This is a genomic window from Streptomyces sp. NPDC050388, from assembly GCF_040655635.1.
Classification (GTDB): Bacteria; Actinomycetota; Actinomycetes; order Streptomycetales; family Streptomycetaceae; genus Streptomyces.
On the sequence record NZ_JBFAKH010000098.1, the window covers coordinates 1 to 24,407 of the forward strand.

Genomic DNA, 24,407 nt, shown 5'->3' on the forward strand with positions numbered 1-24,407 from the left:
TACCGGGCGTGCGCGCAGTGCAGCAGCATCCGCTGCTCCTGCGCGGCCGTCGGGTACATCCGGAAACGTGACATGCCGCCGAACCTAGCCCCGCCGCCTGCCCATCTCTTCACATCCCACCAGGCTCACCCGAACGAGCGATCGGCTACGTCACCATCCGCCAATGACGCCTTCACTCCCAGACCGCCACACCTGCCCGAGGTTGCCCCTGGCACCGTCGAGGGCACAACGCCACATCACCCGGAAAAAAATTGCGGCCTCCCCGACCCACCCTGTGGAAGCGGACATCCACCCCGGCCCCGAAGCAGCGGGCGCCCTGCCCGAAAACCAGGTGGATATCCGGTTCGGTTTCTCGTCCGGCGCTCCCCGCCGTACCGCTCCACCGTCCTACAGGCGGGCCGAGAACGGCTGGTCGGTCCGTACGATCTCGCGGCCCAGCGGGAGCAACGAGACGGGGATCAGCTTGAAGTTGGCGATGCCCAGCGGGATGCCGATGATCGTCACGCACAGGGCGATACCGGTGGCGATGTGGCCGAGGGCCAGCCACCAGCCGGCGAGCACCAGCCACAGCACGTTCCCGATGCAGGAGGGGGCGCCCGCATCCCGGCGCTCGACCGCCGTGTACCCGAAGGGCCAGAGGGCGTAGACACCGATCCGGAAAGCGGCGATGCCGAACGGGATGCCGATGATCGTGATGCACAGGAGGACGCCCGCGAGCAGGTAGGCGAGGAACAGCCAGAAGCCGCTCAGAACGAGCCAAATGATGTTCAGGATGGTCTTCACTGCGGGCGACCTGCCATCTTCTCGAGTCGGGCGATGCGTTCGGTCATGGGCGGATGGGTGGAGAACATCCTCGTGATTCCCTGCCCCGGGCGGAACGGGTTCGCGATCATCATGTGGCTGGCCGTCTCGATGCGGGGCTCGGGCGGCAGGGGAAGCTGTTTGGTGCCCAGTTCCAGTTTGCGCAGTGCGCTGGCGAGGGCAAGGGGGTCGCCGGTCAGCTGGGCGCCGGAGGCGTCGGCCTCGTACTCCCTGGAGCGGCTGATGGCCAGTTGGATGAGGGAGGCGGCGAGCGGGCCCAGGATCATGATCAGCAGCATGCCGAGGAGACCGGGGCCGTCGTCGTCGTCGGAGCGGCCGATGGGGATCAGCCAGGCGAAGTTGACCAGGAACATGATCACGGAGGCCAGGGCTCCGGCGACCGAGGAGATCAGGATGTCGCGGTTGTGGACGTGGCTGAGTTCGTGGCCGATGACGCCGCGCAGTTCGCGCTCGTCCAGCAGGCGCAGGATGCCTTCGGTGCAGCACACGGCGGCGTTGCGCGGGTTGCGGCCGGTGGCGAACGCGTTCGGCGCCTCGGTCGGGGAGATGTACAGGCGTGGCATGGGCTGGCGGGCCTGGGTGGAGAGCTCGCGGACCATGCGGTAGAGCCCCGGGGCCTCGAACTCGCTCACCGGGCGGGCGCGCATCGCTCGCAGGGCGAGCTTGTCGCTGTTCCAGTACGCGTAGGCGTTGGTGCCCAGGGCGATCACTACGGCGACAATGAGCCCCATGCGGCCGAAGAAGCTGCCGATGACAATGATGAGCGCGGACAGTCCCCCGAGGAGAACCGCGGTCCTGAGCCCGTTGTGCCGGCGGTGCACGCTGCGTCCTCCAAGTCGTGCGGCGGGGGGACCCCGGTTCGCTGATCTTCCTTCTGACCTGCGGGGGCCCCGGGTGTCCTGGCCTCACGTCCAGTGGACCCTCCCGTATTCGTCAACGCCAGGCGGGGGGCTCCAGTTCCCTTGTGCACGCGGTGGCGCGTGTAAACCCTCCGGGTGACGGCGACTGTGTCGACGGCTGTGACGCCTTACTCGCCGCTCGGTCCGGTGGCCGGAACCGGCGGTCTCCGGGCGCCCGGAGCGTCAGAAGAGGCTGGTGCCGGTGAGGCGCAGGATCAGCTGGGGCGCGCCGGACAGTGCGATGCCGAGGACTCCGGTGAGGGTGATCGCGGCGGTGAGCGGGACCGGGAAGCGGTGCTCGGCCGGTTCGCCCTCGGGGGCGCGGAACAGCAGTGCCGTCCACTGGAGGTAGTAGACCAGGGCGATGACGACGTTGACGGCCATGACGACGGCGAGCCAGCCGAGTCCGGCGTCGACGGCCGCGGAGAAGACGGTGACCTTGGCGAAGAGGCCGATGATGCCGGGCGGGAGTCCGGCGAGGCACAGCAGGAAGAAGGCCAGGAGCAGGGCGGTGAGCGGGGCGGCGGCGTACAGGCCGCGGTAGTCGGAGACCCGGTTGAGGGACCGCGTGCGGCCGACGAGGGCGGCGACGGCGAAGGTTCCGAGGTTCACCGCGCCGTACATGAGGGCGTAGGCGAGCGTGGAGCCGATCGACTTCTCGGCGTCGCCGGAGTACGCGGCGGCGGCGATCGGTACGAGGAGGTAGCCGGCCTGGCCGACGGAGGACCAGGCGAGGAGGCGTACCGCGCTGTACGCGCGCGTGGCCTGCTGCCTGAGGGCGCCGACGTTGCCGACGGTCATGGTGAGGGCGGCCAGCACGGCGAGCGCCGGGCCCCAGACGTCGGCGTACGACGGGAGGGCGACGACGGTGACGAGGATCAGGCCGGTGAAGCCGACCGCCTTGCCGATGACGGACAGGTAGGCGGCGATGGGCAGGGGGGCTCCGACGTAGGTGTCGGGCACCCAGAAGTGGAAGGGGACGGCGGCCGTCTTGAAGGCGAAGCCGACGAGGGTGAGGACGACACCGGTCTGGGCGAGCGTGTGGAGCTGTCCGTCGACGGTCTGGACGCGCTCGGCGACCAGGGTGAGGTGGAGGGTCCCGGTGGCGGCGTAGAGGAAGCTGATGCCGAGGAGGCTGACCGCGGTGGCGGTGACAGAGGACAGGAAGAACTTCAGGGCCGCTTCGGACGACTTCCGGTTGCCGTGGCGGAGGCCGACCAGGGCGAAGGCGGGCAGGGAGGCGACCTCCAGGGCGACGACGAGGGTCGCGAGGTCACGGGCGGCGGGCAGGAGGGCGGCGCCCGCGGCGGAGGACAGGAGCAGGAACCAGTACTCGCCCTCGGGGAGCCGCTTGTCGGCGTCCTTGAGGACGGTGGCCGACAGGAGGGCGGTCAGGAGCGCGCCGCCGAGCACCAGGAACTGGATGACGAGGGCGAAGCGGTCGGCGGTGTAGCTGCACACTCCGGGATCGCCGACCAGACAGAACGTGCTGCGGTCGGCGTCGAGGAGGGGCAGCAGCATGAGCGTGGCGGCGGCGAGTCCGGCGACCGCGAGCCCGCCGAGCAGCTGTTTCCTGGCCTCGCTGACGAACAGGTCGGTGACGAGGACGACGAGTCCGACGACGGCCGCGATGGTGGGCGGTGCGATGGCCAGCCAGTCGACGGACTGGACGAGGGAGCTCATCGGGTGCCTCCTGCGAGGAGCTGCTGCACGGCCGGGTCGGTCAGCCCGATCAGGGCGCCGGGCCACAGTCCGGTGACGACGGTGAGGACGACGAGCGGGGTCCAGGCAGCGAACTCGTAGCCGCGGACGTCGGGGAGGGCCGGGGCGTGCTGCGGCTTGGCGCCCATGCAGACCCTGCGGACCACGATCAGCAGGTACGCGGCGGTCAGCAGGGTGCCGAAGGCGCCGATCGACATGAAGGTGAGGAAGGCGGGGCGGCTGAGCCCGGCGGCGGGGTCGAAGGCGCCGAAGAGGGCCAGCATCTCACCCCAGAATCCGGCGAGGCCGGGCAGGCCGAGGGAGGCGACGGCGCCGAAGGCGAGCAGTCCGCCGAGGCGCGGTGCCCTGCCGTAGAGGGCGGCGCCGGTCGCTGGGGCGCGCCGGTCGGACGACGGGCGGGCCAAGGTGTCGAGGTCGACGGTGCCGGTGCGCTCCTTGAGGGCGCCGACCAGGAAGAAGAGCAGGCCGGTGACGAGGCCGTGGGCGATGTTGGCGAACAGGGCGCCGTTGACACCGGTCGGGGTCATGGTGGCGATGCCGAGGAGGACGAAGCCCATGTGGCCGACGGAGGAGTAGGCGATGAGGCGTTTGAGGTCGCCCTTGGCGCCTTCCTTGGCGAGGGCCAGGCAGGCGAGGGACCCGTAGATGATGCCGACGACGGCGAAAGCGCCGAGGTAGGGCGCGAAGGTGCGGAAACCCTCCGGTGCGACGGGGAGCAGGATCCGTACGAACCCGTATGTGCCCATCTTCAACAGGACGCCGGCCAGCAGGACCGAGCCGACGGTGGGGGCGGCGGTGTGGGCGTCGGGCAGCCAGCTGTGCAGCGGCCACATCGGGGTCTTGACCGCGAGCCCGATCCCGATCGCCAGAACGGCGATGACCTGCACGGATACGGTCAGTGACCGGCCGTTGTCAGTGGCGAGTGCCACCATGTCGAATGTGCCCGCCCTGATTCCGATCAGGAGCAGGCCGAGCAGCATGACCACGGAGCCGAGCAGCGTGTAGAGGATGAACTTCCAGGCGGCCTCGGCCCGGCCCTCGCCGCCCCAGCGGGCGATGAGGAAGTACATCGGGACCAGGACCATCTCGAAGGCGAGGAAGAACAGGATCAGGTCCAGGACGGCGAAGGCCGCGAGGGTGCCGGATTCGAGGACGAGCAGCAGGGCGACGAATGCCTTCGGGGACGGTCCCGTGGGCGGTTTGAAGTAGGTGTACAGCGCGCTGAGGAAGGTCAGCAGCGCGGTCAGGGCCAGAAGGGGGAGGGAGATGCCGTCGGTGCCGAGGTGGATCCGTACGTCAAGTGCGGGGATCCAGGTGATGTCGGTCGTGGCCTGCATCTTCGACGGCTGGTCGTGGTCGAAGCCGAGCGCGAGGACGATCGCCGCGACGAGGACGGCGCCGGTGACCGTCACGCCGTGCCGGAGCACGGCCTGGTCGGGTGATGTGCCCTTGAGTCCGGGCGGAGCCGGCAGGAGAGCGGCGGCGGCGCCGAGGAGCGGGCCGACGACGAGGAACGCCAGAAGGAACTGCATCACGGACTCGCTGATATCGATCACGTCTGCTCACGCTCCCGTCGCCGCGAGGACGACGGCGACCGCGAGGACGACGGTGCCGGCGAGCAGCGCGCTCACATAGGTCTGCAGATTGCCGGTCTGGGCGCGTCGCACGGCGGTCCCGAGCCACCGGGGCAGCGTTCCCGCGCCGCGTACATAGGTGTCGACGACCTCACGGTCGAGGAACCGGACGAGAGAGGCCGCAGCCTGGACGGGGCGGACGAAGAGGGTCGTGTACACGGCGTCGAGGTGGAAGCCGGCGGCCGCGTGGCGGTGCAGCGGGCCGAGCAGCAGCCGTCCGGGGTCCGACGGGTCCGGTGCGTACGCGATGTCCCCGTAGGCGGGTTCGTGACTGGCGACGGCTTCCGCCTCGACCTGCCCGGCGTCGCCGTGCGGATGGGCGGCGACGGCACCGAGAGGGATGCGGGCGGCGTGTGCGGTCGTGTGGCGCCAGGTGGCGTAGGTGACGATGCCGCCGACCAGGGCCACGCCCGTGCCGAGCACGGAGGTGGTGAGGGTCGGGGTCAGGTCGTGGCCGTCGAACCAGCCGGGCAGTGCGCGGAAGCCGAAGCCGCCGAGCGCGAGGGACGGGACGGCGAGCACCCACAGCACGGCGGTCATGGTGAGGGGCTGCCTGCCGTGGTCGGGGGCCTCGGTGCCGTGCCCGCGGAAGGCCAGTAGCCACAGGCGCACCGCGTACGCCGCGGTGAGCAGGGCGGTGGCCAGGCCTGCGAGGAGGACGATCCAGCCCGCGGCGGCGGAGGCCTGTTCGGTGTGGCCGGTGACGACGTGCTCGGCGGCTCCGAGGACGGCCTCCTTCGAGAAGAAGCCGCTGAACGGCGGGATCGCGGCGAGCGCGAGGAGCGCCACGGTCATCGTCCAGTAGGCGTCCGGGACGCGGTCGCGCAGGTGGCTCATGCGGGACATGGCGGCCAGCGAGTTGGTGCCGGCGGCGTGGATGATCACGCCGGCGGCGAGGAACAGGAGCGCCTTGAAGGCGCCGTGGGACAGGAGGTGGAAGACGGCGGCTCCGCGGTCGCCGAGAGCGAGTGCGCCGGTCATGTAACCGAGTTGACCGATCGTCGAGTAGGCGAGGACCCGTTTGATGTCGTCCTGGGCGAGAGCGGCGAGCGCCGACCCGACCATGGTGACGGCGGCCATGACGGCAAGGACGGTCATCGCGGCCCGGGATGCCTCGAAGAGCGGGAGGAGACGGGCGACGAAGTAGACACCGGCGGCGACCATCGTCGCGGCGTGGATCAGCGCCGAGACGGGGGTCGGGCCCGCCATCGCGTCGGGGAGCCAGGTGTGCAGCGGGAACTGCGCCGACTTGCCGGCCACGCCCGCCAGGAGCAGCAGGGCGATCAGCGTGGGGTGTTCGATGCCGCCGTTCGCGACAGTGCCGAGGATGCGGGTGATGCGGAACGACCCGGCGTCGGTGGCCAGGGCGAACAGGCCGATGAGGAAGGGGACGTCGCCGAGCTTGGTGACCAGGAATGCCTTGAGGGAGGCGGCGCGGGCCTCGGGGGTCTCCCAGTAGTGGCCGACCAGGAAGTAGGAGCAGATGCCCATGACTTCCCAGCCGACCAGCAGCACCATCAGGTCGCCGGAGTAGACGACGAGGAGCATCGCGGAGGTGAACAGGGAGACGAGGGCCGCGTAGGAGGGATAGCGCGGGTCGTCGCGGAGGTAGCCGGTCGAGTAGATCTGCACGCAGGTGGCGACGACACCGACGAGCACGGCGGTGAGGGCGGCGAAGCCGTCGATGTACAGGGCGAGTTCGATGGGGACCGAACCGGTGGGGGTCAGCTCGGTGGCGGCGTCGACGGCCCCGTCGCCCCCCTGGCGCGCGGCGACCGCGGCGGCCAGCACGAGGGAGGCGACGGTCGGCAGGACGGCGAGCGGGCGGACGAAACCGGGGGCCGTGCGGCCCAGGAGCAGTCCGGCGATCGCGCCGAGGAAGGGAAGGAGGGGGACGAGGACGGCGAGGGTGGTCGTGGTCACGCGGTGGCCTCAGCCTTCGTGACGGCCGCCCGGGTCGTGGGGGCGTCGGCGTCGCTGTCGGGGTCGTCGGGGTCGTGGCCCTCGGCGGTGTCGCGGAGCTTGTCGATGTCCGCGGTCCCGCGGCTGCGGTGGACGGCGAGGACGATCGCCAGACCGATGCCGATCTCGGCGGCGGCGATGGCGATGGTGAACAGGGCGAGGGCCTGACCGGAGTGCAGGGTCTCCTCGGCGGCCTTGCTGAGCCAGACGTCGAAGGCGACCAGGTTCAGGTTGACGGCGTTGAGCATCAGCTCGACCGACATGAGGACCAGGATCGCGTTGCGGCGGGCGAGGACTCCGTACAGGCCGGTGCAGAACAGGAGGGCGGACAGTACGGCGGGATAGGCGAGGTGCATCAGCGGCCCCCCTCCGTGTCGCCCGGGGTGCCCGCCTTCGCCCTGCGGGAGAGGACGATCGCGCCGACGAGGGCGGCCAGGAGGAGGACGGAGAGGGCCTCGAAGGGGAGGACCCAGTGCTGGAAGAGGCTCGCGCCCGTCACATCGGTGGAGCCTGCGGGCGCGCCGTCCAGATCGATCCAGGTGGTGCGGAAGGCGTCGACGACGACCCAGACCAGGGCGGCAGCGGCGGCGACGGCCACGGCGAGGGCGACCCAGCGGTTGCCGGAGTCGGCGTCCGGGGAGCGGCCGATGGGGGCTCTGGTGAGCATCAGACCGAACAGCAGGAGGACGATGACCGAACCCACGTAGATGAGGACCTGCACCCAGGCGATGAACTCGGCCGTGAGCAGGAGGTATTCGACGGCGAGTCCGCCGAGGGCCACCACCAGCCACAGGGCGGCGTGCACCAGCTGCCTGGTGGTGACGGTGACGACGGCGGCGCCGAAGGTGACCAGGCCGACGAGGAGGAAGGCGATCTCCACACCGGTCGGGGAGAGGAAACCCTGCGGGGCCGTGCCGACGGCTGCGGCGAGGGTCACGGCTCCTCCCCCTTCGGCTCGGTCGGGCCGGCGGCCGGCGGATCGGTCGGCGGCCCGGTCTGCGGATCGGTCTCCGCGGCGGCCTGGGTGGCGGCCAGTTTGTCGGCCGTCTTGCGGGCGGCGGCGAGTTCCTTCGGTTCCTCTGCGGCGGGGTCGAGGGCCGGCGGGGCCGGGACCGTCCACATCCACTCACGGAGCTTGTCGCGTTCGTGGGTGAGTTCGCGGATGTCGGTCTCGGCGTACTCGAACTCGGGTGACCAGAACAGGGCGTCGAAAGGACAAACCTCGATGCAGATACCGCAGTACATGCACAAGGAGAAGTCGATGGCGAAGCGGTCGAGGACGTTGCGGCTGCGGTCACGGCCGCCGGGCGTCGTCGCCGGGACGGTCTCCTTGTGGGAGTCGATGTAGATGCACCAGTCCGGGCACTCGCGGGCGCACAGCATGCAGACCGTGCAGTTCTCCTCGAACAGACCGATCACACCGCGGGTGCGGGGCGCGAGGTCGGGCTGGGTGTCCGGGTACTGGCCGGTGACGGACTTCTTCGTCATCGTCCGCAGAGTGACGGCCAGGCCCTTGGCCAGGCCGGAGCCGGGGAAGCCGGAGAAGCCGGGAAGTGGAGCCATGGCTAGGAGATCACCACCTTGACGACGCCGGTGAGGGCGATCTGGGCGAGGGCGAGGGGGACGAGGAGGGTCCAGGAGAGTTTCTGCAACTGGTCCTCGCGCAGCCGGGGATAGGTGACACGGAGCCAGATGACGACGAAGGCGAGGACCGCGGTCTTCAGCAGGGTCCAGACCCAGCCGAGGCCGTCGGCGCCCCACGGCCCGTGCCAGCCGCCCAGGAAGAGGACGGTGGTCAGGGCGCACAGGACGACGATCCCGGCGTACTCGGCGAGCAGGAAGAGCGCGAACCGCAGGCCGGTGTACTCGGTGTACGCCCCGAAGATGATCTCCGAGTCGGCGACGGGCATGTCGAAGGGCGGACGCTGGAGTTCGGCGAGGCCGGCGACGAAGAAGACGATCGCGCCGATGATCTGCCAGGGCAGCCACCACCACGCGAAGGCGTCGAGGACTCCGACGAGCGAGACGGTGCCGGCCGCCATCGCCACCGAGGCGGCGGCGAGCAGCATCGGCAGTTCGTAGGCGAGGAGTTGGGCAGCGGTACGCAGGCCGCCGAGGAGGGAGTACTTGTTGGCGGAGGCCCACCCGGCCATGAGCGAGCCGAGGACGCCGACGCCCATCACCGCGAGCACGAAGAACACGCCCGCGTCCAGCACCTGCCCGACGGCGCCCTCGCCCGGCCCGATCGGGATGGCGAGCAGGACCAGCAGGTACGGCAGGAGGGCGACGGCCGGGGCGAGTTGGAAGACACGGCGGTCCGCACCGGCCGGGACCACGTCCTCCTTCTGCGCGAACTTCACGCCGTCGGCGATGAGCTGGGCCCAGCCGTGGAAGCCACCCGCGTACATCGGGCCCAGCCGGCCCTGCATGTGGGCCATCACCTTGTGCTCGGTCTGCCCGACGATCAGGGGGAAGGCGAGGAAGACGACGAAGACGACCAGGAGTCGCAGGGCGACGTCGAGTACGTCGTTCACTACGAACCTCCTGAGGGGTCGGGGTCATCGGGGGCCGGGGGGCCCGATTCCGTTTTCGGTTCCGGACCGGGCTCGGGGTCGCGTCCGGGGCGGGTGAAGGCGGGACGGGCGTGGTGCCAGGGGGCGTCCGGGCTGCGCGGGGCGGCAGCGGGCTCGGTGCCCGACGTCCCGGACTCGTCCGGCGCCTCTGTTTCGGCGGGCTCCGGCGGCGACGCCTCGGCGCGCTGGGACGCCGAACCCTCGCTCGCGCTGCGGGCACGACGCGGAGGCCGCGCGGGACGGACGGGAGGCGCGGTCGGGGTGGTCGGCGCGACCGTTCCGGGCTGTGCCGCGGTGTCGGCGGCCGGCGCTTCGGGGGCGGCCCGGCCGACCCGCTGGCTCGCGGAACCCTCGGCGGCCGAGCGGGTGCGGCGCGGCGACGGTGAGGTCCGGCCCTCGGTCCGGTCCTCGGAGCCGCCCTCGGTTCCTGCCGGGGCGGACTGGCTCGCCGAGCCCTGCGCCGCCGTACGGGTACGGCGCACCGGACGTTCGCCGGGGGTGCGTCCCGTGCCGGCGGCCGCCCGCCCCGCGCCGCGGGCCGGGCGGGACGGAGCCGGGGGGAGCCGGCCCTTCAGGGGACCCCATTCGTTCGGGTCGGGGACGCCCGGGGGAAGCATCTGGCGGCGCTTCGGGCCGCCGTGCTCGGCACCCGCCGCAGGCTCCCCGGGCTCCTTGGCGCCCGGCCAGGCCTTGGCGACGCGGGCGGCGAGGACGAAGTCCTTGCGCAGCGGGTGGCCCTCGAAGTTGTCCGGCAGGAGCAGGTGCTCCAGGGCCGGGTGGCCGGTGAAGTCGACGCCGAACATCTCGTACGTCTCGCGCTCGTGCCAGGCGGCCCCCGCGTAGACGTCCACGGCGGAGGGCAGCGTCGGGGCCTCGTGCGGGACCGTCGTCCGCAGCAGCAGGCGGCGTACCGGGGAGAGGGCGACGACGTGCGCGGTGACGCACAAGCCCGTGCCGGGCTCGTCGACCGCGCTCAGCCAGTCGAAGTACGTGCAGCCGAGCCGGTCACGGGCGGCCTCCAGGGCGGGGATCCAGGAGGCCGGCGGGACGTCGACGGCCAGGACGTCGTACGACTCCTCGGCCGTGGCCTCCGTACCGAACAGCTCCTCGACGTCGGCGAGGAGCCAGCCGACCGCGGTCACCGGTCCTCCCCCTCGCCGGACGTCGCCGCACCGGACTCCCCCGGCGTCGGCGGCTTCACCAATCCGCTCCGCAGCGCCGCCACCGACGCACCCCGCGTGCCCGGGGCGCCCGGGGCGCCCCGGGCGCCCGCCCCGTACCGCTCCCCCAGCGACTCCCGCGCGATCTTCTCCTGGAGCTTCAGGACCCCCTGGAGCAGCGCCTCGGGCCGCGGCGGGCAACCGGGAACGTAGACGTCGACCGGGATGATCTGGTCGACGCCCTTGGTGACGGAGTAGGAGTCCCAGTACGGGCCGCCGCAGTTGCTGCACGCGCCGAACGAGATGACGTACTTCGGCTCGGGCATCTGCTCGTACAGGCGCTTCACCGCGGGCGCCATCTTGTCCGTGACCGTGCCGGAGACGACCATCAGGTCGGCCTGGCGCGGCCCCGGCGCGAAGGGGATGACACCGAGGCGGATGAAGTCGTGGCGGGCCATCGACGCGGCGATGAACTCGATCGCGCAGCAGGCGAGGCCGAAGTTGAAGACCCAGAGCGAATAACGGCGGCCCCAGTTGAGGATGACCTTCATCGGCTCGGGGGCGAGCCGGGAGAGCGCGCCGAGCTTCCCCCCGCCCTCGGCGGGAAGTACGGCGGGATCCGGCAGCAGCACCGGTTCGGCGCCCGCCCCGGGTGCCGCCCCGGGGCCCGCCCCGATGCCCGTCGGGTTGGCGGGGGTCACGTCCATGTCAGGACGCCCTTCTTGTATGCGTACAGCAGGCCGACGGCGAGAAAACCGAGGAAGATGAACATTTCCACCAGGGTGGTCGCGCCGTAACCGTCGGCGGCGAAGACGGTGGCCCAGGGGAAGAGGAAGATCGAGTCGACCGCGAAGATCACGTAGAGGAAGGCATAGACGTAGTAGCGGACCTGGGTGTGGGCCCAGCCCTCACCGACGGGGTCGACTCCGCACTCGTACGTCATGAGCTTCTCGGGGGTGGGGACCACCGGCCGCAGCAGGCGTCCCGCGCCGAAGGCGACAGCGACGAACAGCGCACCGACGACGGCGAGCAGCCCGACGACCGAATACGCCTGGAAGTACTCCGCCGCGACGTACCGCGAAGCGATCACGGTCGGCTCGACGCCGATCGGTTCCCGCACGTCCGCCCCTCGCTGTCGACGATCTGTACGCACGGGAGTCTAGGCCCTTATAAGGAGGCCGTAAGCAGCCCGTCGCCCCCGGATGCAGGAGGTGGGGATTTCCCCCGTGCATCTCAGGGGCCCACCTCATGGCGCGGGTTCCCGTGGCCGGGCACGCTAAGACCCATGACCGAACCTTTCCCCGCTCCCGACGACCGTCCGCCGCCGGCCCGCCTCGCCTACGACCGGCACACCTGGAAGGAGATCGCCCACCTCCTGGCGAACCTCCCGGCGGCGCTGGTGGGCTTCACCTATGTCGTGACCGCGCTGTTCACCGGCCTCGGACTGACGGTCACGGTGGTCGGGTTCCCGCTGCTCGCGGCCGGTCTGGCGGGCGCGCGGTGGCTGGGCAGGGCGGAGCGGACACGGGCCAGGGCGCTGCTCGGGGTGCGGGTGGAGGAGCCGAGCCGACTGCCGCTGCGCAGTGCCGGAGGGTTTCTGCCACGGGTGTGGATGGCGTTGAAGGACCCGGTGGGCTGGCGCACGATGCTCTACGGGGCGATACGGCTGCCGTGGGGCATCGTCACCTTCACCGTCACCCTGACCTCGCTGTTCGTGCTGTGGCCGGTGCTGCCGTTCATCGCGCGGGGGCTGGCCAACGCGGACCGGGCCATGGTGCGCGGCCTGCTCTCCCCCTCCGACGAACTGGAGCGGCGCATAGCCGAGTTGGAGTCCGACCGGGGGGTGGTGTTCGACACGGCCGCGGCGGACCTGCGGCGCATCGAGCGCGATCTGCACGACGGGGCGCAGGCCCGGCTGGTCAACCTGGCCATGGGGCTGGGGCTGGCCAAGGAGAAGCTGCTGGAGGACCCCGACGCGGCGGCGTCGATGGTCGCGGAGGCGCACGGCGAGGTGAAGCTGGCGCTGCAGGAGCTGCGGGACCTGGCACGCGGCATCCACCCGGCCGTGCTGACCGACCGGGGGCTGGACGCGGCCCTGTCGTCGGTCGCCTCGCGCTGCACGGTGCCGGTGAAGGTGACGGTCGATCTCGCCGAGCGGCCGGCCGCGGCCATCGAGGGCATCGCGTACTTCACGGTCTCGGAGCTGCTGCAGAACGTCAGCAAGCACAGCGCGGCGCGTTCGGCCACGGTCGACGTGTGGCGGGCGGACGGGCGGCTGCTCATCCAGGTGGAGGACGACGGCCGCGGGGGCGCGAGGCTGGACGGCGGTACGGGGATGCGGGGTCTCGCGGACCGGCTGGGCGCGGTGGACGGCCTGTTCGTCGTGGAGTCGCCGGAGGGCGGCCCGACGACGGTGACGGCGGAGCTGCCGTGGCGGGACCGCTCAGGCGCCCTCGCCGAGGAGGCGCGGACGGCCCGCCCGCAGTCGTAGGCGGAGACCCGCGGTCGTGGGCCGAGAGGGTGGGGAAAACCCCCGTCCAAGACTGCGACGTACTCCATGGTCCGCCGACCTGCGGCCCAGCAGTCTGGAGATACGACAGCACCGCCGGACGAGGAGAAGGACGACGCCGATGGCCACGGAGTACGGACAGGGCTACGGGCTCGACAGCACGCCCGCCGGGCACTCCGGGAGGGCCGGTGAGCGGCGGCACCGGCTGCCGACCGTGCTGCGGGCCCCGGTCGAGGGACGGACCTGGCGCGAGCTGGGATATGTACTGCTGAGTCTGCCGATCGGCATTCTGCTCTTCACCTACGCGGTCACGATGGTGTCGCTGGGCGCCGGTCTGCTGGTGACCTTCCTCGGTGTCCCGGTGCTGGCCGCCGGGCTCGCCGGATGCCGCGGGTTCGGGGCGCTGGAGCGGACGCGGGCCCGGGGTCTGCTGGGCCTGGAGGTGGCCGAGCCGGAGCCGCTGCGGATGAGGCGGCAGGGGTTCGCGGCCTGGATGGGGGCGGTGCTGAAGAGCGGCGCCTCGTGGCGGGCCCTGCTGTACGCGGTGCTCCATCTGCCGTGGGCGACGTTCTCCTTCGTCGTCTCGGTGACCGTCTGGACGATCGGCTGGTCGCTGCTGACGTATCCGCTGTGGTTCTGGGTGTTCCCGACGTACACCGGTCAGGGCGGGATCCAGCTGTACGGCGACGGGCAGCACCAGATCTATCTGGACAACCCCTTCGAGATCACGGTGACCGCGCTGATCGGACTGCTGTTCACCATCGCCACGCCGTGGATCGTGCGCGCGCTGACCATGGTGGACCGGCTGCTGGTGCACGGCCTGCTCGGGCCGTCGCGGCTGGTGACGCGGGTGGTGGAGCTGGAGTCCGACCGGGGGGTGGTGTTCGACACGGCCGCGGCGGACCTGCGGCGCATCGAGCGCGATCTGCACGACGGGGCGCAGGCCCGACTGGTCAACCTGGCCATGGATCTGGGGCTGGCGAAGGAGAAGCTGCGGGAGGACCCGCGGGCCGCGGCGCACATGGTGGACGAGGCGCACGGCGAGGTGAAGACGGCGCTGCAGGAGCTGCGGGACCTGGCACGCGGCATCCACCCGGCCGTGCTGACCGACCGGGGGCTGGATGCGGCCCTGTCGTCGGTGGCCTCCCGGTGCACGGTCCCGGTGCGGGTGGAGGTGGATCTGACCGAGCGCCCGGCGCCGGCGATCGAGGGCATCGCGTACTTCACGGTCTCGGAGCTGCTGCAGAACATCAGCAAGCACGCGCGGGCGACCTGGGCGTCCGTGGAGGTGTGGCGGACGGAGAACCGGCTGATGGTGCAGGTCGAGGACAACGGTGTGGGTGGTGCCGACCTGTCCGATGCGTCCGGGGGCTCCGGACTCGCCGGGCTGGCGGAGCGACTGGACGCGGTGGACGGAATTCTGGTGGTGAACTCCCCGGCCGGCGGTCCGACCCGGGTGACGGCGGAGCTGCCGTGGCGGGCCGAGCGGACGCGATGAGCCGGCGGCGAGCGGTGGGCGGCGGCTGAGCTGAGAATGAGGCGCGGACGAGGCACGGCCGAGCAGTGGCCGAGGGCGCCGGGAGCGCCGAGAAGGGACCGGACGGCAGGTGTGCGGGGACGGGCGGTGGGCCCGGCCCCGCACCTTCTCGCGTCACCCCCTCCGCGTCGCCCACCCGATACTGGAATGCTGGTCCCGTCAGCCGGGCCTGCCGCACGGGCGGGCGCGGAGGAGGGGTGGGGGCCGAGAAGTCATGGAGGACAGGGTGCGCGTGGTCATCGCCGAGGATTCAGTGCTGCTGCGGGAGGGCCTGACCCGGCTGCTGACCGACCGGGGGCACGAGGTCGTGGCCGGGGTCGGCGACGGTGACGCGTTGCTCAAGACCATCACCGAGTTGGACGATCAGGGCGAGCTCCCGGACGTCGTGGTGGCCGACGTCCGGATGCCGCCGACGCACACCGACGAGGGGGTGCGGGCCGCCATCCAGCTGCGCAAGGCGCATCCGGGTGTCGGGGTGCTGGTGCTGTCCCAGTACGTGGAGGAGCGCTACGCCACGGAGCTGCTCGCCGGCTCCAGCCGCGGCATCGGCTATCTGCTCAAGGACCGGGTGGCCGACGTGCGTGAGTTCGTGGACGCGGTGGTGCGCGTGGCCCAGGGCGGTACGGCCCTGGACCCGGAGGTGGTCGCCCAGCTGCTCGGCCGCAGCCGGAAGCAGGACGTCCTCGCGGGGCTCACCCCGCGCGAGCGGGAGGTCCTGGGGCTGATGGCCGAGGGGCGGACGAATTCGGCGATCGCCCGGCAGCTGGTGGTGAGCGACGGGGCCGTGGAGAAGCACGTCAGCAACATCTTCATGAAGCTGGGCCTGTCCCCGAGCGACGGCGATCACCGCCGGGTGCTGGCCGTGCTCACCTATCTCAACTCCTGACCGCAGGTCTGCCCCCGGCCGAACCGCCGACGAGCGGACGGCGTCCTTTGGAGCGAAGGGCCGGGGGCGGGCAGCCGGACTCGGGGACCGGAGGGAATCCGGGTAAAAGGCGGGACACGTCGGCACACCGGGATCTCGAAGTCGTGTCCAAGATGCGAATGGCCTGAGGAAGGCGACCTTTACGGACGTAGGGTTGATCCAGGGACGGCCTGCGGGAGGGCCGGTCCCGGACAGCGCCTCGAGGAGGTCCAGTTCAGTGACCAGCCAGGTCAGCAGCCCAGCGGAGCAGGCCGACGGAACAGTCCTGGGAGAGCAGCGCAAACCGGCGGGAGCGAAGGACGTCCGTCGCCTCGACCGGGTGATCATCAGGTTCGCGGGGGACTCGGGTGACGGCATGCAGCTCACCGGTGACCGCTTCACCTCGGAGACGGCGTCGTTCGGCAACGACCTGTCGACGCTGCCGAACTTCCCGGCCGAGATCCGCGCCCCGGCCGGCACCCTGCCGGGTGTCTCGTCCTTCCAGCTCCACTTCGCCGACCACGACATCCTCACCCCCGGTGACGCGCCGAACGTGCTGGTCGCGATGAACCCGGCCGCGTTGAAGGCGAACGTCGGGGATCTGCCGCGCGGCGCGGAGATCATCGTCAACACGGACGAGTTCACCAAGCGGGCGATGCAGAAGGTCGGGTACGACAGCAACCCGCTGGAGGACGGTTCGCTCGACGGCTACAGCCTCCATCCGGTGCCGCTGACGACCCTGACGGTGGAGGCGCTGAAGGACTTCGACCTCAGCCGCAAGGAGGCCGAACGCAGCAAGAACATGTTCGCGCTGGGGCTGCTGAGCTGGATGTACCACCGGCCCACCGAGGGCACGGAGAAGTTCCTGACCTCGAAGTTCGCCAAGAAGCCGGACATCGCGGCGGCCAACATCGCCGCGTACCGGGCGGGCTGGAACTTCGGCGAGACGACGGAGGACTTCGCCGTCTCCTACGAGGTGGCCCCGGCCGCCACGGCGTTCCCGCCGGGCGTGTACCGCAACATCTCCGGCAACCTGGCCCTGGCGTACGGCCTGATCGCGGCCTCCCGGCAGGCGGACCTGCCGTTGTTCCTGGGGTCGTACCCGATCACGCCGGCCTCGGACATCCTGCACGAGCTGAGCCGACACAAGAACTTCGGTGTGCGGACCTTCCAGGCCGAGGACGAGATCGCCGGCATCGGCGCCGCGCTGGGCGCGGCCTTCGGCGGGTCGCTCGCCGTGACGACGACGTCCGGCCCCGGTGTGGCCCTGAAGTCCGAGACGATCGGTCTCGCGGTGTCGCTGGAGCTGCCGCTGCTGATCGTGGACATCCAGCGCGGCGGCCCGTCCACGGGCCTGCCCACCAAGACCGAGCAGGCGGACCTGCTCCAGGCGATGTACGGGCGCAACGGCGAGGCCCCGGTCCCGGTGGTCGCGCCGCGCACGCCGGCCGACTGCTTCGACGCGGCCCTGGAGGCGGCCCGGATCGCGCTGACCTACCGGACCCCGGTGTTCCTGCTCTCCGACGGCTATCTGGCCAACGGCAGCGAGCCGTGGCGCATCCCGGACACGGAGGAGCTGCCGGATCTGAGCGTGCGGTTCGCCCGCGGCCCCAACCACACGATGGACGACGGCACCGAGGTGTTCTGGCCGTACCAGCGGGACCCGCACACCCTGGCCCGGCCGTGGGCGGTCCCGGGCACCCCGGGTCTGGAGCACCGGATCGGCGGCATCGAGAAGCAGGACGGCACGGGCAACATCTCCTACGACCCGGCCAACCACGACTTCATGGTGCGTACCCGGCAGGCGAAGGTCGACGGCGTAGAGGTCCCCGACCTGGAGGTCGACGACCCGGACGGCGACGCCAGGGTGCTGGTCCTCGGCTGGGGGTCCACCTACGGGCCGATCACCGCGGCCGTACGGCGCATCAGGGGCGCAGGGGGCGCGATCGCCCAGGCCCATCTGCGCCATGTCAACCCCTTCCCGCGGAATCTCGGGGAGGTCCTGGAGCGTTACGAGAAGGTGGTGATCCCCGAGATGAACCTCGGGCAGCTCGCCACGCTGGTGCGGGCGAAGTACCTGGTGGACGCGGACTCGTACAACCAGGTCAACGGCATGCCGTTCAAGGCCGAACAGCTCGCCACGGCTCTGAAGGAGGCCATCGATGGCTGAGACGTCCACGGAAGGCGGGGGCACGGTCGACGCGCTCTCCTTGGTGCCCAAGGCCGAGGGCAAGCAGTCCATGAAGGACTTCAAGTCCGACCAGGAAGTGCGCTGGTGCCCCGGCTGCGGCGACTACGCGGTCCTCGCCGCCGTGCAGGGCTTCATGCCCCAGCTCGGACTGGCGAGGGAGAACATCGTCTTCGTCTCCGGCATCGGCTGCTCGTCCCGCTTCCCGTACTACATGAACACCTACGGGATGCACTCCATCCACGGCCGCGCCCCCGCCATCGCGACGGGCCTGGCGACGTCCCGGCGCGACCTGAGCGTGTGGGTCGTCACGGGTGACGGAGACGCGCTGTCCATCGGCGGCAACCACCTGATCCACGCACTACGCCGGAACGTCAATCTGAAGATCCTGCTGTTCAACAACCGGATCTACGGCCTCACCAAGGGTCAGTACTCGCCGACCTCCGAGATCGGCAAGATCACCAAGTCGACGCCGGTGGGCTCGCTGGACGCGCCGTTCAACCCGGTGTCGCTGGCCATCGGCGCGGAGGCGTCCTTCGTGGCCCGCACGGTCGACTCGGACCGCAAGCACCTCACCGAGGTACTGCGGCAGGCCGCCGCCCACCCGGGCACGGCGCTGGTCGAGATCTACCAGAACTGCAACATCTTCAACGACGGCGCCTTCGAGGTCCTCAAGGACCGCCGGCAGGCCGAGGAGGCGGTGATCCGGCTGGAGCACGGCAGCCCGATCCGCTTCGGCACCGACCATGCGAAGGGCGTCGTGCGGGACCGGGCCACCGGCGATCTGAAGGTGGTCGCGGTGACGCCGGAGAACGAGGCGGAGATCCTGGTCCACGACGCGCACTCGGCGTCGGCGACCACCGCGTTCGCGCTGTCCCGGCTCGCCGATCCCGACACCCTGCACCAGACCCCGATCGGCGTCTTCCGCTCCGTGGACCGCCCGGTGTACGACACGCTGATGGCCGAGCAGTTGGACAACGCCGTCGAGCAGCACGGCAAGGGCGAGCTCGGCGCGCTGTTCGCGGGCAACGACACCTGGACGGTCGTCGGATGAGCACCGCCGGCTGACCGCCTTCGGCCACCCGCCCCTCAGGGGCCCGAGGCCCGGACGCCTCAGAGCGTCCGGGCCTCGTCGTATGCCTTACGGGCGGTCAGCACGTCGTCCATGCGCCGTTCGGTCCACAGCGCCAGCGCGCTCACCTGCTCGGCTGCCTCCCGCCCCAGGTCGGTGAGGGAGTAGTCGACCCGCGGCGGGATCACCGGCTTGGCGTCACGGTGGACGAGCCCGTCCCGCTCCAGCGTCTGCAGGGTCTGGGTGAGCATCTTCTCGCTGACCCTGCCGATCGCGCGGCGCAGCTCACTGAAGCGGTGAGGCCGCTCCTGGAGCCGGATCAGCACGAGCACTCCCCAGCGGCTGGTCACATGCTCCAGGACCAGGCGGTGCGGGCACAGCGCCTCACGCTCGCTCCGCCGGCCCTCGCCGCCCCGTACGGGCACGTCGCTTACCGTCATGCCGGTACCTTACTTCAAAGTGGGTACTTTCCATTAGTTAGCGCCGCTCCTAGGGTTAGTGCCATACGCACCCCCACAAGGAGTTCTGATCATGAGCATCGTCGTCACCGGAGCCACCGGAAACCTGGGCCGCCACGTCGTGGGGCAGCTCCTGGAGAAGGTTCCGGCCGAGCAGGTCACCGCCGTCGTACGCAGTGCGGAGAAGGCCGCGGACCTGGCGGAGCGGGGGGTGCGGATCGCGGTCGCCGACTACAGCGCCCCCGAAACCCTCGACGGCGTGTTCACGGCCGGCGACAAGGTGCTGCTGATCTCCAGCAGCGAGGTCGGCGCGGACCGGGTGGGACAGCACACGGCCGTCATCGACGCCGCCAAGGCCGCCGGTGTCTCCCTGCTCGCCTACACCAGCGCCCCCGGAACGCTGACCGCCGCACTCGCCGACGACCACCGCGGCACCGAGAAGGCCCTGCTGGCCTCCGGTCTCCCGTACGTCCTGCTGCGCAACGGCTGGTACCACGAGGTCTACACCGAGAACCTCGCCCCCGTGCTGGAGCACGACGCGGTCGTCTCCGCCGCCGGCGAGGGCCGCCTCTCCTCCGCCGCGCGCGCCGACTACGCGGCGGCCGCCGTCGCCGTACTGACCGGTGAGGGCCACGAGAACAAGACGTACGAGCTGGGCGGCGACGAGTCGTGGGACCTCGCCGAGTACGCGGCCGAGCTGAGCCGCCGGACCGGCAAGAAGATCGCCTACAAGCCGGTCACGGTCGAGGAGCTCACCGGCATTCTGACCGGCGCCGGACTCCCCGAGCCGGTGGCCGCCGTTTTCGCGGGCACGGACGCCTCCATCGAGAAGGGCGAGCTGGTCGTCACCAGCGGCGACCTGGCCCGCCTGATCGGCCGCCCGGCCACCCCGATCGCGGACGCCATCGCCGCCGCGCTGAAGGCCTGACCCGGGGCTCGAAGGTCTCGCCCACTCCCTGAAGGTCCGGCCCGGGCCAGGACGTCCCCGCTCGTCATGACCGTCTCTCCATAGGGGAATGACGAGCGGGACGTCCGGCGTTACGGTCGTCCGGGCGAGCGTCGCTCGCCCGGACACGGTCAGATGAGAAGGAGGGCGGCCCGTGACCGAGAAGTCGGACGGCGAGCGGCGTACAGGACTGCTGAACGGCTTCGCGGCTTACGGCATGTGGGGGCTCGTCCCCCTCTTCTGGCCACTGCTGCAGCCCGCCGGAGCCGTGGAGATCCTGGCCCACCGGATGATCTGGTCGCTGCTCTTCGTGGCCGCCGCCCTGCTCGTCATACGTCGCTGGGCCTGGCTCGGCGAACTGCTGCGGCAGCCGCGCAAGCTGGCCCTGGTCACCGTCGCCGCGGCGGTCATCACCGTGAACTGGGGCGTCTACATCTGGGCGGTGAACTCCGGGCACGTCGTCGAGGCCTCCCTCGGCTACTTCATCAACCCGCTGGTCACCATCGCCATGGGTGTCCTGCTGCTGAAGGAACGGCTGCGGCCCGCGCAGTGGGCGGCGGTCGGGGTCGGCTTCGCGGCGGTGCTCGTCCTCACCATCGGCTACGGCCGCCCGCCGTGGATCTCGCTCTGCCTCGCCTTCTCCTTCGCCGCGTACGGACTGGTGAAGAAGAAGGTCAACCTCGGCGGCGTCGAATCGCTGGCCGCCGAGACGGCCGTCCAGTTCCTCCCCGCGCTCGGCTATCTGCTCTGGCTGGGCAGCAGGGGCGAGTCCACCTTCGGTGCCGAGGGAGCGGGACACGCGGTGCTGCTGGCCGCCACCGGCCTCGTCACCGCGCTCCCCATGGTCTGCTTCGGCGCCGCCGCGATCCGCGTACCGCTGTCCACGATGGGGCTGCTCCAGTATCTGGCCCCGGTCTTCCAGTTCCTGCTCGGCATCCTCTACTTCAAGGAGGCCATGCCGACCGAGCGCTGGGCCGGATTCGCGCTGGTGTGGCTGGCGCTCATGCTGCTGACCTGGGACGCGCTGCGCACCGCCCGCCGGTCCGCCCGCGTACTCACCATCGAGCGCGCGAGGGCGGCGGCCGTGACCGGCGCGGCGATGAGCCCGGTGGACCCGGGGGGCCCGGTGGTCATAGCGAACCCGGCGGAAGCGGTGAACACCGTGAATATGGCGAACACCGTGGACACGGCGGATGCGCCGAAGGCCGGGCCGGAGCGCTCCTCAGCGCGTTGAACGGCTCCGTCCACGCCCGCTCACCCGTGCCGGGCGCGGTCGGTCAGCCGGCCCATGCGGGTGCGGGCGGACTCCAGTTCCTCGATCTCGTCGGCCGCCGGGCCGTCCTCGGCGGCGAGCTCGGTCCACAGCTCTATCAGCCCGCGTCCCAGCTCCAGCCCGCGCAGCGGATCGCGCACCGCGCGCCAGGCGGTGGCCGCGCTGCGGACGTTGCCGTAGGCGGCCTCCGCGTCGCCCGCCCTGCGGTGGATCCCGGCGAGGTCGAGGGAGAGCCGGAAGGCGTGCAGCGGCTCGTCACCCAGGTAGGCGATGTACGCGGACAGCTCGCGCAGCCTGAGCACCTCCGGGTGCTCGGGCCCCAGCGTCCGCGACGCCTCGGTCACCGCCTCCCCGGCCAGTCGCGCCGCCGTGTCGATCCGGCCCGCCCGAACGGCCTCGTTGATCCGTCCCATGGGCTCGGCCAGGTGGGTCTCGCCCGGGGCGGCGGGCGGCTCGTCCCCGAGCACCGCCTCCGCCACGGCGTCGAAACCTCGGGGCGGGGCCGGCTTGAGGTCGGGGGCGAGAGCGGGTTCGGGCTGGGCCTCCGCAACCGGTTCGGGGGTGCGGGGAGGGGCGGCTCCCGGTGCCGGGGGTGGTGTCCGGTCGGCCGGGGGCAGCGGGGCCGGCGTCCGGGCGGCCGGGGGTATGGGAGGCGCTGAGGGCGCCGGAGGTATCAGGGGCGCCTGGGGCGTCCGCGGTGTTCGAGCGGGTGCCGGGTGCCTGCCGCGGTCGGCTTCGGGGGCGGGGTGCGGCCTCGTGTCCATGAGTGGAGGTGGGCCGAACTCGCCCGTCGGCGGCACGACCGTGCCGGGAGGTACGGCTTCCACCGACTCGGGCACCGGCCGCAGCCGGAAGGTGGGTGCGCTGTCGCGCACGGGAATCGGAGCCGGCACCGGAGCCGGGGTCGGCGCTGCCGGCTCCATGGGGACCGGTTCTCCGGCGAAGTGGCTGGCGCCGTCCGGGTCGACCCGGAGCGGGACGACGTACCCGGTGCGCTCGTCGTGGATGGTGGCGAGGACGGTGTGTCCCGAGGCGACGGCGATGCGGTGGAGGCGGTTCAGCACCGCCTGCTGCACCTCCTCGTCGGGTCCGGCGACCACCAGTACCCCGCCGACCGACGCCTTCCGTGAGCCGTCGCCCGCCGCAGGGGCGGGGACATGGACGTCGATCGGCACTGCCGCACGGTTCGCCGCGCGTGCGGCCTGCTGCTGTTCCCGCTTCTGCTCGCGGCTGAGTCGCGCCATCGTCCCCTCATTCGGGTTGTGAACCTACCGACGAGTCTGTCCGCATATCCCCGTTTCTCACGTCACCGCGTTGTCACAGGCTCGTCCCAACGGCCGTCCGCCCGGTTCCGTGCCTGTCGGTCGGCAGGAGGACCCGGGGGGCCACGGTCGGTCCGCCCTGACCGGCGCCTGAGACGTCACGCACACCCCGGCATTTATTTCTCTCGCGAGAGAGATACCTTGGTAAGGGCCGGGTCCTGGTGCCCCCGCGGGCACCGCACCGCCCGGAGGTCTCGCACGCATGGAGGATTGCCGTGGCTCTGCCCGCTCTGTCGCCGTCCGCCTCGCCGCCCCGGGCGGCCCCTCCTGCGCGACGCCGACCGGGCGGAGCCGTCATCGCCTGGTTGACCACCACCGACCACAAGCGGATCGGCAGCCTCTACCTGGTGACGTCGTTCGTGTTCTTCTGCATCGGTGGCGCGATGGCGCTGCTCATGCGCGCCGAGCTGGCCCGGCCGGGACTGCAGATCGTGTCGAACGAGCAGTTCAACCAGGCGTTCACGATGCACGGCACGATCATGCTGCTCATGTTCGCGACGCCGATCTTCTCCGGGTTCGCGAACTGGATCATGCCGCTGCAGATCGGCGCGCCCGACGTCGCCTTCCCGCGGCTGAACATGCTCGCCTACTGGCTCTACCTGTTCGGCTCGCTGATCGCACTCGGCGGTTTCCTCACCCCGGACGGAGCGGCCAGCTTCGGCTGGACCGCCTACAGCCCGCTGTCCGACACGGTCCGCTCACCGGGCCTCGGCAACGACCTGTGGATCATGGGCCTGGCCCTGCAGGGCTTCGGCACCATCCTGGGCTCGGTCAACTTCATCACCACGATCATCTGCATGCGCGCGCCCGGCATGACGATGTTCCGCCTGCCGATCTTCACCTGGAACGTGCTGCTGACCGCCCTCCTGGTCCTGCTCGCCTTCCCGGTGCTGGCCGCCGCGCTCCTGGCGCTCGAGTACGACCGCAAGTTCGGGGCCCACATCTTTGACGCCACCAACGGCGGGCCACTGCTGTGGCAGCACCTGTTCTGGTTCTTCGGCCACCCCGAGGTCTACATCCTGGCCCTGCCGTTCTTCGGCATCGTGAGTGAGATCGTGCCGGTCTTCTCCCGCAAGCCGATCTTCGGCTACATGGGTCTGGTCGGCGCGACGATCGCGATCGCGGGTCTGTCGGTGACGGTGTGGGCGCACCACATGTACGCCACCGGCGCGGTGCTGCTGCCGTTCTTCTCCTTCATGACCTTCCTGATCGCGGTCCCGACCGGCGTGAAGTTCTTCAACTGGATCGGCACCATGTGGAAGGGGTCGCTGAGCTTCGAGACGCCGATGCTCTGGTCCATCGGCTTCCTGGTGACCTTCCTGTTCGGCGGTCTGACCGGTGTCATCCTGGCCTCGCCGCCGCTGGACTTCCACGTCACCGACTCGTACTTCGTGGTGGCGCACTTCCACTACGTGGTGTTCGGCAC

Annotated in this window: 22 protein-coding genes; 8 read left to right on the forward strand and 14 right to left on the reverse strand. The window is 71.1% G+C overall.

The annotated features are described in order from the left end of the window. Positions 1 to 387 precede the first annotated feature (387 nt). The 12 genes from AB0I73_RS34785 to AB0I73_RS34840 all read right to left on the reverse strand — a co-directional run bounded on the left by AB0I73_RS34785 (position 388) and on the right by AB0I73_RS34840 (position 11,892). Positions 388 to 783: a YccF domain-containing protein gene (locus AB0I73_RS34785; protein ID WP_109381554.1), complete on the reverse strand. Its 396-nt coding sequence runs from the start codon at positions 781 to 783 to the stop codon at positions 388 to 390. Next, complete coding sequence (htpX, locus tag AB0I73_RS34790; RefSeq protein WP_363044232.1) at positions 780 to 1,643, reverse strand: zinc metalloprotease HtpX; 864 nt, start codon at positions 1,641 to 1,643, stop codon at positions 780 to 782. The genes AB0I73_RS34785 and htpX overlap by 4 nt, the downstream gene beginning before the upstream one ends. 261 nt (positions 1,644 to 1,904) lie before the next feature. After that, entirely contained in the window at positions 1,905 to 3,404 is a 1,500-nt protein-coding gene (locus tag AB0I73_RS34795; protein WP_363044234.1) for an NADH-quinone oxidoreductase subunit N, read from the reverse strand. After that, positions 3,401 to 4,999, reverse strand: coding sequence for an NADH-quinone oxidoreductase subunit M (locus AB0I73_RS34800; protein ID WP_363044236.1), 1,599 nt, complete (start codon positions 4,997 to 4,999; stop codon positions 3,401 to 3,403). Before AB0I73_RS34800 ends, AB0I73_RS34795 begins: the two co-directional genes overlap by 4 nt. Before the next feature lie 6 nt (positions 5,000 to 5,005). Further along, positions 5,006 to 7,000, reverse strand: a complete 1,995-nt coding sequence (locus AB0I73_RS34805) for an NADH-quinone oxidoreductase subunit L (RefSeq protein WP_363044238.1) — start codon at positions 6,998 to 7,000, stop codon at positions 5,006 to 5,008. Further along, the gene (gene nuoK, locus AB0I73_RS34810; protein ID WP_109381559.1) at positions 6,997 to 7,395 is read right to left on the reverse strand and encodes an NADH-quinone oxidoreductase subunit NuoK; all 399 of its coding nucleotides are present in this window, start codon (positions 7,393 to 7,395) and stop codon (positions 6,997 to 6,999) included. Before nuoK ends, AB0I73_RS34805 begins: the two co-directional genes overlap by 4 nt. Next, positions 7,395 to 7,976, reverse strand: coding sequence for an NADH-quinone oxidoreductase subunit J (locus AB0I73_RS34815; protein ID WP_363044240.1), 582 nt, complete (start codon positions 7,974 to 7,976; stop codon positions 7,395 to 7,397). The genes nuoK and AB0I73_RS34815 overlap by 1 nt, the downstream gene beginning before the upstream one ends. Further along, positions 7,973 to 8,602: a 4Fe-4S binding protein gene (locus AB0I73_RS34820; protein ID WP_363044242.1), complete on the reverse strand. Its 630-nt coding sequence runs from the start codon at positions 8,600 to 8,602 to the stop codon at positions 7,973 to 7,975. Before AB0I73_RS34820 ends, AB0I73_RS34815 begins: the two co-directional genes overlap by 4 nt. Positions 8,603 to 8,604: 2 nt before the next feature. Next, positions 8,605 to 9,573, reverse strand: a complete 969-nt coding sequence (locus AB0I73_RS34825; RefSeq protein ID WP_363044244.1) for a complex I subunit 1 family protein — start codon at positions 9,571 to 9,573, stop codon at positions 8,605 to 8,607. Further along, complete coding sequence (locus AB0I73_RS34830; protein ID WP_363044246.1) at positions 9,573 to 10,754, reverse strand: NADH-quinone oxidoreductase subunit C; 1,182 nt, start codon at positions 10,752 to 10,754, stop codon at positions 9,573 to 9,575. Before AB0I73_RS34830 ends, AB0I73_RS34825 begins: the two co-directional genes overlap by 1 nt. Further along, positions 10,751 to 11,479 carry an NADH-quinone oxidoreductase subunit B family protein gene (locus AB0I73_RS34835; RefSeq protein ID WP_363044248.1) on the reverse strand — a complete coding sequence of 243 codons (729 nt, stop codon included), beginning with the start codon at positions 11,477 to 11,479 and terminating at the stop codon, positions 10,751 to 10,753. Before AB0I73_RS34835 ends, AB0I73_RS34830 begins: the two co-directional genes overlap by 4 nt. Beyond that, positions 11,470 to 11,892 (reverse strand): NADH-quinone oxidoreductase subunit A, encoded by a 423-nt coding sequence (locus AB0I73_RS34840; RefSeq protein ID WP_363044250.1) that lies wholly within the window; start codon positions 11,890 to 11,892, stop codon positions 11,470 to 11,472. Before AB0I73_RS34840 ends, AB0I73_RS34835 begins: the two co-directional genes overlap by 10 nt. 165 nt (positions 11,893 to 12,057) lie before the next feature. On the opposite strand from AB0I73_RS34840, the gene AB0I73_RS34845 reads away from it, so the two are divergent. The 5 genes from AB0I73_RS34845 (at position 12,058) to AB0I73_RS34865 (ending at position 18,964) form a co-directional block, all read left to right on the forward strand. After that, positions 12,058 to 13,263 carry a sensor domain-containing protein gene (locus AB0I73_RS34845; protein ID WP_363044252.1) on the forward strand — a complete coding sequence of 402 codons (1,206 nt, stop codon included), beginning with the start codon at positions 12,058 to 12,060 and terminating at the stop codon, positions 13,261 to 13,263. A 139-nt stretch (positions 13,264 to 13,402) separates the two neighbouring features. Beyond that, a complete protein-coding gene (locus AB0I73_RS34850) occupies positions 13,403 to 14,779 on the forward strand; it encodes a sensor domain-containing protein (protein WP_363044254.1) in 1,377 nt (458 codons plus the stop codon). A gap of 253 nt (positions 14,780 to 15,032) precedes the next feature. After that, a complete protein-coding gene (locus AB0I73_RS34855) occupies positions 15,033 to 15,704 on the forward strand; it encodes a response regulator transcription factor (protein WP_363044256.1) in 672 nt (223 codons plus the stop codon). Between the two features lie 256 nt (positions 15,705 to 15,960). Next, the gene (locus tag AB0I73_RS34860; RefSeq protein WP_363044258.1) at positions 15,961 to 17,892 is read left to right on the forward strand and encodes a 2-oxoacid:acceptor oxidoreductase subunit alpha; all 1,932 of its coding nucleotides are present in this window, start codon (positions 15,961 to 15,963) and stop codon (positions 17,890 to 17,892) included. Further along, on the forward strand, positions 17,885 to 18,964 hold the full coding sequence (locus AB0I73_RS34865) for a 2-oxoacid:ferredoxin oxidoreductase subunit beta (RefSeq protein WP_363044260.1): 1,080 nt from the start codon (positions 17,885 to 17,887) through the stop codon (positions 18,962 to 18,964). The genes AB0I73_RS34860 and AB0I73_RS34865 overlap by 8 nt, the downstream gene beginning before the upstream one ends. Before the next feature lie 59 nt (positions 18,965 to 19,023). Here AB0I73_RS34865 and AB0I73_RS34870 read toward each other — a convergent pair whose 3' ends face one another. Beyond that, positions 19,024 to 19,422 (reverse strand): helix-turn-helix domain-containing protein, encoded by a 399-nt coding sequence (locus AB0I73_RS34870; RefSeq protein ID WP_363044262.1) that lies wholly within the window; start codon positions 19,420 to 19,422, stop codon positions 19,024 to 19,026. Between the two features lie 91 nt (positions 19,423 to 19,513). Between AB0I73_RS34870 and AB0I73_RS34875 the strand changes: the two genes are divergently transcribed. Beyond that, positions 19,514 to 20,368: an SDR family oxidoreductase gene (locus AB0I73_RS34875; RefSeq protein WP_363044264.1), complete on the forward strand. Its 855-nt coding sequence runs from the start codon at positions 19,514 to 19,516 to the stop codon at positions 20,366 to 20,368. Positions 20,369 to 20,540: 172 nt separating this feature from the next. Then, entirely contained in the window at positions 20,541 to 21,620 is a 1,080-nt protein-coding gene (gene rarD, locus AB0I73_RS34880) for an EamA family transporter RarD (RefSeq protein ID WP_363044266.1), read from the forward strand. 20 nt (positions 21,621 to 21,640) lie between these two features. Here the strand turns inward: rarD and AB0I73_RS34885 are convergent, their stop codons facing one another. Beyond that, on the reverse strand, positions 21,641 to 22,903 hold the full coding sequence (locus AB0I73_RS34885; RefSeq protein ID WP_363044268.1) for a tetratricopeptide repeat protein: 1,263 nt from the start codon (positions 22,901 to 22,903) through the stop codon (positions 21,641 to 21,643). A 293-nt stretch (positions 22,904 to 23,196) separates the two neighbouring features. On the opposite strand from AB0I73_RS34885, the gene AB0I73_RS34890 reads away from it, so the two are divergent. Continuing rightward, positions 23,197 to 24,407: cbb3-type cytochrome c oxidase subunit I (locus AB0I73_RS34890; RefSeq protein ID WP_363044270.1), on the forward strand; the 1,211-nt coding region annotated here is incomplete at its 3' end.

Excerpts from the sequence above, each read along its gene's own strand:
- AB0I73_RS34795 (WP_363044234.1), bottom strand. The coding sequence starts at position 3,404 with ATGAGCTCCCTCGTCCAGTCCGTCGACTGGCTGGCCATCGCACCGCCC.
- nuoK (WP_109381559.1), bottom strand. The coding sequence starts at position 7,395 with ATGCACCTCGCCTATCCCGCCGTACTGTCCGCCCTCCTGTTCTGCACC.
- AB0I73_RS34820 (WP_363044242.1), bottom strand. The coding sequence starts at position 8,602 with ATGGCTCCACTTCCCGGCTTCTCCGGCTTCCCCGGCTCCGGCCTGGCC.
- AB0I73_RS34835 (WP_363044248.1), bottom strand. The coding sequence starts at position 11,479 with ATGGACGTGACCCCCGCCAACCCGACGGGCATCGGGGCGGGCCCCGGG.
- AB0I73_RS34845 (WP_363044252.1), top strand. The coding sequence starts at position 12,058 with ATGACCGAACCTTTCCCCGCTCCCGACGACCGTCCGCCGCCGGCCCGC.
- AB0I73_RS34850 (WP_363044254.1), top strand. The coding sequence starts at position 13,403 with ATGGCCACGGAGTACGGACAGGGCTACGGGCTCGACAGCACGCCCGCC.
- AB0I73_RS34855 (WP_363044256.1), top strand. The coding sequence starts at position 15,033 with ATGGAGGACAGGGTGCGCGTGGTCATCGCCGAGGATTCAGTGCTGCTG.
- AB0I73_RS34865 (WP_363044260.1), top strand. The coding sequence starts at position 17,885 with ATGGCTGAGACGTCCACGGAAGGCGGGGGCACGGTCGACGCGCTCTCC.
- AB0I73_RS34870 (WP_363044262.1), bottom strand. The coding sequence starts at position 19,422 with ATGACGGTAAGCGACGTGCCCGTACGGGGCGGCGAGGGCCGGCGGAGC.
- AB0I73_RS34875 (WP_363044264.1), top strand. The coding sequence starts at position 19,514 with ATGAGCATCGTCGTCACCGGAGCCACCGGAAACCTGGGCCGCCACGTC.
- AB0I73_RS34885 (WP_363044268.1), bottom strand. The coding sequence starts at position 22,903 with ATGGCGCGACTCAGCCGCGAGCAGAAGCGGGAACAGCAGCAGGCCGCA.